Below are 6,281 nucleotides of genomic sequence, written 5' to 3'. Positions count from 1 at the left end.
GTGGACGTCGGCGTGGCAGGCGATGTGGTACTGCGCGAGGTCGTGGTTGACCACATGGCCGAACCGCGGGTCGAGCACGCTGTGTTCGTACAGCGCCATCGACATCCCCTGGATCATCCCGCCGATCAGCTGGGACCGGGCCGTCTTGGGGTTGATCACCCGGCCCACGTCGAACATCCCCAGCAGCCGCGCCACCCGCACCTCACCGGTGTCCTCGTCCACCCGTACCTCGGCGAACTGGGCGCCGAAGCTGTGCATCGCCCAGCGTTCGGCCTCCGGATGGCCGCCGGGCAGCTCCGCGGTGGCCTCCAGACCGCCCGGCGGCGCGATACCGCCGTGCTCGGTGCGCAGCCGGGCCCGCAGCCGGTCCGCCGCCTCCCAGATCGCGGTGCCCCAGCTGTTGATGCCGGCGGAGAACCCGGCGACCGACGCGGCCGGCAGCGCGGTGTCCCCGATCCGCATCTCCACCTGCCCGACCGTGACGCCCAGCGCGTCCGCGGCGATCTGGGTGAGTGCCGTCCAGGTGCCGGTGCCCAGGTCGGCCGCGGCGATCCGCACCGTGCAGTGGCCGTCCGGGCCCATCCGGACGGTGGCCGCGTTCCCCGGGAAGCGGGGGGAGGGATACGTCGAGGCGGCCACGCCGGTGCCCACCAGCCAGCGCCCCTCGCGCCGCGCCCGGGGGGCCGGGTCCCGCCGTCCCCACCCGGCCCGGCGGGCGCCCTCGCGCAGACAGTCCGCCAGATGGCGGCTGGAGAACGGCAGCCCGGACTCCGGGTGCACCTCCGGCTCGTTGCGGATCCGGAACTCCACCGGGTCGAGACCGCAGGCGATCGCCATCTCGTCGACGGCCGACTCCAGCGCGTACATCCCCTGCGCCTCACCGGGCGCCCGCATGATCGTCGGCACCGGGACGTCCAGCGGGGCCAGCCGGTGGGTGGTGCGCCGGTGCGGCGCCGCGTACATCATCCGGGAGCAGACGGCCACCTGCTCCGCGTACCCCTTGGCCCTGGCGGTCTGCTCGATCACATCATGGGCGATCGCGATCAGCGTGCCGGTCCGGTCGGCGCCCAGCTGGATCCGCTGGATCGACGCGGGGCGGTAGCCGACCAGGGCGAACATCTGCTGCCGGGTGAGGGTGAACTTGACCGGCCGGCGTACGATCCGGGCGGCCATGGCGGCGAGCACGGCGTACGAGTGGGGGTAGACCTTGGAGCCGAACGCGCCCCCGACATGCGGCGAGATCACCCGCACCCGCCCCGGCTCCAGGCCCAGCACCCCGGAGATCAGGGCCTGGCTGAAGGAGACGCCCTGGGTGGAGCAGCGCACGATCAGCTCACCGTCCCGCCAGGTGACGACGGCGGTGTGCGGCTCCATCGGATTGTTGTGGTACATCGGCGTGGAGTAGGTGGCGTCCACCATGACCGGCGCCGCCGCCAGCGCCGTCTGCGCGTCCCCCAGCACACTGTCGGCGGGCGAGCCGTCCTGCAGCTCTCCGCCGCCGGTGCCGAACGCGGCGGTGTGCGCGGGGGTGTAGAGGTCCTCCCGGTCGGCGCGCAGCACCACGTCGTGGGGGCGGCTCTGGTAGCCGACGCGGACCAGCCCCGCCGCGCGGCGCGCGGTCTCCAGGCTCTCGGCGACCACCGCGCCGATGAACTGGCCGCGCCAGGCGACCTCGTCGGACTGCAGGACGGCGAGTTCCGGATCGTCGGGCCGGGTCAGCGTGGGCGCGTTGAGGTGGCTGAGCACGGCCAGCACCCCGGGTTCCGCCTCCGCGAGCGCGCTGTCCACCGCGGTGACGCGCCCGGTGGCGATCGTGGACTGCAGCGGATACAGGTAGACCGGCTGGTCGAGGGGCCATTCATAGGCGTAGGTGGCGGTGCCGGTGACCTTCTGCACGCCGTCGACCCGGTCCATCGGGATGCCGATGGCGCGGGGGCGGGCCGTGACGTCGCTCATCGCGCCTCCTCCAGCAGCTCCAGCAGGGTGCTGACGATCGTGTTGCGGGCGAGCGGCACTTTGAAGGCGTTGCCCGGCAGCGGCCGCGCCTCGGACAGCTCGGCCTCCGCCGCGTCCACGAAGCTCGCCCGGGTGGCGGGCGCGCCGCGCAGCACCGTCTCGGCCGTGGTGGCCCGCCAGGGCTTGTGCGCCACTCCGCCCAGCGCGATGCGCGCGTCCCGTACCGCCCCGTCGAGGACCTCCAGCACGGCGGCGACCGAGACCAGCGCGAAGGCGTACGAGGCGCGGTCGCGCACCTTGCGGTAGCGCGAGCGGGCGGCGGAGTGCGGGGGCGGCAGCTCCACACCGGTGATCAGCTCACCGCGCTCCAGCACGGTGTCGCGCTCGGGGGTGTGGTCCGGCAGCCGGTGCAGCCCGGTCAGCGCGATCCGCCGCCCGCCGTCCGGCCCGGCCACCGTCACCACCGCGCCCAGCGCGGCCAGGGCGACGGCCATGTCGGAGGGGTGGGTGGCGACACAGGTGGGGGAGGCGCCCAGGACCGCCATGTCGCGCTGGTAGCCCTCCAGCGCCGAACAGCCCGCGCCCGGTGTGCGTTTGTTGCACGGGGTGGTGACGTCCTGGAAGTACGGGCAGCGGGTGCGCTGCAACAGGTTTCCGCCGGTGGTGGCCAGATTGCGCAGCTGGCCCGAGGCGCCCGAGAGCAGCGCCTGGGAGAGCACCGGATAGCGCCGCCGCACCCGCGGATCGGCGGCCAGATCGCTGCCCGTCACCGCCGCGCCGATGCGCAGCCCCCCGTCGGGCAGCTCCTCGATCCGGTCGGAGGTGAGCCGCCGGACGTCGATCAGCACCTCCGGGGTGGCCACCTCCAGCCGCATCAGATCGACCAGGTTGGTGCCCCCGGCCAGATAGGCCGCCCCGGGCTCCCGGACCAGGGTGGCGACGGCCGCCGGCACCTCGTCGGCGCGCTCGTAGCGAAAGGGCCTCATCGGTGCGCCACCTCCGCGATCGCCGGGACGATGTTGGCGTACGCGGCACAGCGGCACAGGTTGCCGCTCATCCGCTCGGCGATCTCCTCGTCGTCGAGCACCACCTCGGTGGCGTTCGGGTCCTTGCTCACGGCGCTCGGCCAGCCCTCCCCGGCCTCCCGCAGCATCCCGGCCGCCGAGACGATCTGGCCGGGGGTGCAGTAGCCGCACTGGAAGGCGTCGTGGGCGATGAACGACCGCTGGAGCGGGTGGAGTTCACCGTCGGTGAGCCCCGCCGCGGTGACGATGTCCGCGCCCTGGTGGGCGACGGCCAGGGCGAGACAGCCGAGGATCCGGCGGCCGTCGAGCAGCAGGGTGCAGGCGCCGCACTGCCCGTGGTCACAGCCCTTCTTGGGGCTGGTGTTCCCCAGCTGTTCGCGCAGGGCGTCCAGCAGCGTGGTACGGGTGTCGACGGTGAGGCGGTGCTCGGTCCCGTCCACCCGGAGCTCGATCTCCAGGTCCATGATCCCTACCCTTGATCGTCGTCCGTCGGAACGTCACGGGGCACCCCCATTCTCGGACATATGTGCGCTGATCGCCCGTCCGGCGCACTCCGTGTGGCGGACGGTGGCGCAAGCGGGCACGCGCCCGGCCGGTGCCGGTGGCCGGGGCCCCGGCGGGCGGTCTCCGTTCAGGTGCGCTGGACCACGGCATCCAGATGCGGCAGGTAGTGGTCCATGCGGTCCCGCTTGGTGAGCAGGTAGGGGAGGTTCTCCTGGTGCGGGGGCATCAGCAGCGGCACCTGCTCGCTGACCTCGACCCCGTGCCGCAGCAGCGCCTCCCGCTTCCGGGGGTTGTTGGACAGCAGCCGCACCGAGCGCACCTGGAGGTCGTGCAGCACATCCGCCGCCACCTTGTAGTCCCGGGCGTCCGCCGGCAGGCCGAGGGCGAGGTTGGCCTCGACGGTGTCCAGCCCCTCGGACTGGAGCTTCATCGCCTCCAGCTTGGCGAGCAGTCCGATCCCGCGTCCCTCATGGCCCCTCAGATAGACCAGAACGCCCCGGCCTTCCGCCGCGATCGCCTTCAGCGCCGCCGAGAGCTGCTCGCCGCACTCGCAGTGACGGGAGCCGAACGCGTCTCCGGTGAGGCACTCCGAATGCAGGCGGACAAGCGCCTCCCGGCCGCGGACATCGCCGTGTACCAGCGCTATTTGTTCATCGCCGCGATCGAGGTCCCGATAGCCGATCGCGAGAAAGTCGCCATGTTTCGTGGACAGCCGGACATTCACCACTCGTTCGACACCGGAAGGGTGGGTGCCGACATCGAACACGCCATCACTTTCTGTCATGTGCGGCAGCCTATCTGGAAAACCCCGGCCCTGGTGCGGGAAAATGCGAAAGCCGCAGCAAAACGCTGTCGGGCCGACCCGGGAAAGGTCCACGAGATATGAGCGGTTCCAGAACGCGACACCAGGCCGGCGGGGTGCTGCCGGTGCAGACGACGGAAGACGTACGGGCCGAAGGCGCGAAGGTCGCCGTCCTTCCCGTCGGCAGTTTCGAACAACACGGCGCATTTCTCCCGCTGGTGACCGACACGGTCGTCGCCTGCGCCATCGCCGCCGAACTCGCGGCCGCCCACCCGGTGCTGAGCCTGCCCCCGGTGACCATCTCCTGCTCCCATGAGCACGCGGCCTGGCCGGGGACGGTGTCCCTTTCCGCGGCCACCCTCTACGCCGTGGTCCGCGACATCGCGGACTCGCTCCGGCGCGCGGGCACGCGCGGTCTGGTCCTGGTGAACGGACACGGCGGGAATTACGTACTGCGGAACCTCGTCCAGGAATCGGCCGGCGGTGACTTCGGTATGGCGCTGTTCCCGGGACCGGCGGACTGGGACAGCGCGCGCAAGCGCGCCGGAGTGCGCACTCCGGCGCACAGCGATATGCATGCCGGTGAACTCGAGACATCCATCCTCCTGCATACCCACCCAGAACTCGTCCGGCCCGGTCATGAAACCTCCGACTGGATATCCGACGAGCGGAAACACTTGCTCACCCTCGGTATGTCCGCCTATACGGAGTCCGGTGTCATCGGGCGGCCGTCCCGGGCGTCCGCGGATAAGGGAAAGGAACTCCTGGCCGGGCTCGTCGATTCCTTCGCCGAGTATCTTGCCCTCGTCGGCACCGGCGAGGAGGCGTCATGACCCTCCTGGAGACGGAAGCGGCGTGGGAGCGGCTGCGACCGGTCCGGACCGAGGCCGGCGCCGGGGCCGCCGGTCTGGTCCGGGGCCCGGACGGCCGGTGGCGGTGGAGCGAGCCCGCCTCGCCGGAGGCCCGGCTCCTGGCCGACCGCTACCTCCCGCTGTGCCTGGCCGGTCCCCGGCTGACCATCGCCCAGCTCGGCCAGAGCCTGGACGGTTTCATCGCCACCCGCACCGGCGACGCCGACTACGTCACCGGCGAGGAGGACCGCCGCCACCTGCACCGGCTGCGCGCCCTGGCCGACGCGGTGGTCGTCGGGGCCGGCACCGCCGTCGCGGACGACCCCCAGCTGACCGTCCGCGCCTGCGCGGGCCCCCACCCCGTGCGGGTCGTCCTCGATCCGCACGGACGGGTGCCGCCGGACCGACGGGTCTTCACCGATGGCTCAGCCCCCACCCTGTGGGTGGTGGGCGCCACCGGCGAGCGCCGCCCGGCGCCACCGCACGGGGTGGAGATGCTGACGCTCGCGGACCCGGACGCCTTCGCCCCCCGCCGCCTGGTGCGGACCCTCGCCCGGCGCGGGCTGGGCCGGATACTCGTCGAGGGCGGCGGTGTCACCGTCTCGCGCTTCCTGCACGCGGGCGCGCTGCACCGGCTCTACGTCACCGTGGCCCCGGTCCTGCTCGGCGACGGCGTCCCCGGACTGCGCTTCGAGGGCACGCCGGTCATGCGGGACGCGCTCCGCCCGCCCGTCCGCCGCTCCGCCCTCGGCGAGGACACCCTCTTCGAACTCGACCTGTCGACGCCGCGCCCGCGCACCCCACTGGACGGCCAGCACCGCGGCACCGGGGAGGCCGGCGGCGAAGGTGAGCACGCCGTAGACCACGGAGACGGTCAGCCCCTGGCCCGCGCCCAGGCCCGCGGCGCCGAAGGCCCAGGCGGTGACGCCCTCCCGGGGGCCCCAGCCGCCCACGTTCAGCGGCAGCGCCATGGCGATCAGGGCGAGCACCAGCAGGGGCACCAGCTCGGTCAGCGGAGCGTCTGACCCCGCCGCCCGCGCGGCCAGGACGAACGTCGTCAGATGCCCGGCCAGCACCACGGCCGAGGAGACCACCACCCCCGGCCAGCTGCCCCGGGCCAGCAGTCCGCGGCGCGCCTCGAGG

General features: G+C 73.0%; 5 protein-coding genes and 2 pseudogenes. 2 read left to right on the top strand and 5 right to left on the bottom strand.

Annotated elements, in window-relative coordinates:
• The 4 genes from AXW62_RS24820 to ribA all read right to left on the bottom strand — a co-directional run.
• A partial coding sequence (locus AXW62_RS24820; protein WP_060946452.1) for a xanthine dehydrogenase family protein molybdopterin-binding subunit occupies positions 1-1,956 on the bottom strand: 1,956 nt, incomplete at its 3' end.
• Positions 1,953-2,942 (bottom strand): FAD binding domain-containing protein, encoded by a 990-nt coding sequence (locus AXW62_RS24815; RefSeq protein WP_060946451.1) that lies wholly within the window; start codon positions 2,940-2,942, stop codon positions 1,953-1,955. The genes AXW62_RS24815 and AXW62_RS24820, both read right to left, overlap by 4 nt.
• On the bottom strand, positions 2,939-3,445 hold the full coding sequence (locus tag AXW62_RS24810; protein WP_060946450.1) for a (2Fe-2S)-binding protein: 507 nt from the start codon (positions 3,443-3,445) through the stop codon (positions 2,939-2,941). The genes AXW62_RS24815 and AXW62_RS24810 overlap by 4 nt, the downstream gene beginning before the upstream one ends.
• A gap of 167 nt (positions 3,446-3,612) precedes the next feature.
• On the bottom strand, positions 3,613-4,269 hold the full coding sequence (ribA, locus tag AXW62_RS24805) for a GTP cyclohydrolase II (protein ID WP_060946449.1): 657 nt from the start codon (positions 4,267-4,269) through the stop codon (positions 3,613-3,615).
• A 98-nt stretch (positions 4,270-4,367) separates the two neighbouring features.
• Between ribA and AXW62_RS24800 the strand changes: the two genes are divergently transcribed.
• Together AXW62_RS24800 and AXW62_RS46065 are read left to right on the top strand one after the other, a co-directional pair.
• A complete protein-coding gene (locus AXW62_RS24800; RefSeq protein ID WP_060946448.1) occupies positions 4,368-5,120 on the top strand; it encodes a creatininase family protein in 753 nt (250 codons plus the stop codon).
• Positions 5,117-5,758, top strand: a pseudogene (locus AXW62_RS46065) (RibD family protein); the annotation flags it as partial. The gene AXW62_RS24800 and the pseudogene AXW62_RS46065, both read left to right, overlap by 4 nt.
• Before the next feature lie 180 nt (positions 5,759-5,938).
• Here AXW62_RS46065 and AXW62_RS46060 read toward each other — a convergent pair.
• Positions 5,939-6,281: pseudogene (locus AXW62_RS46060) on the bottom strand (lysylphosphatidylglycerol synthase domain-containing protein); the annotation flags it as partial.

This window comes from Streptomyces hygroscopicus subsp. hygroscopicus (genome assembly GCF_001553455.1).
GTDB lineage: Bacteria > Actinomycetota > Actinomycetes > Streptomycetales > Streptomycetaceae > Streptomyces > Streptomyces hygroscopicus.
This window is presented reverse-complemented; position numbering and strand designations above follow the sequence as displayed.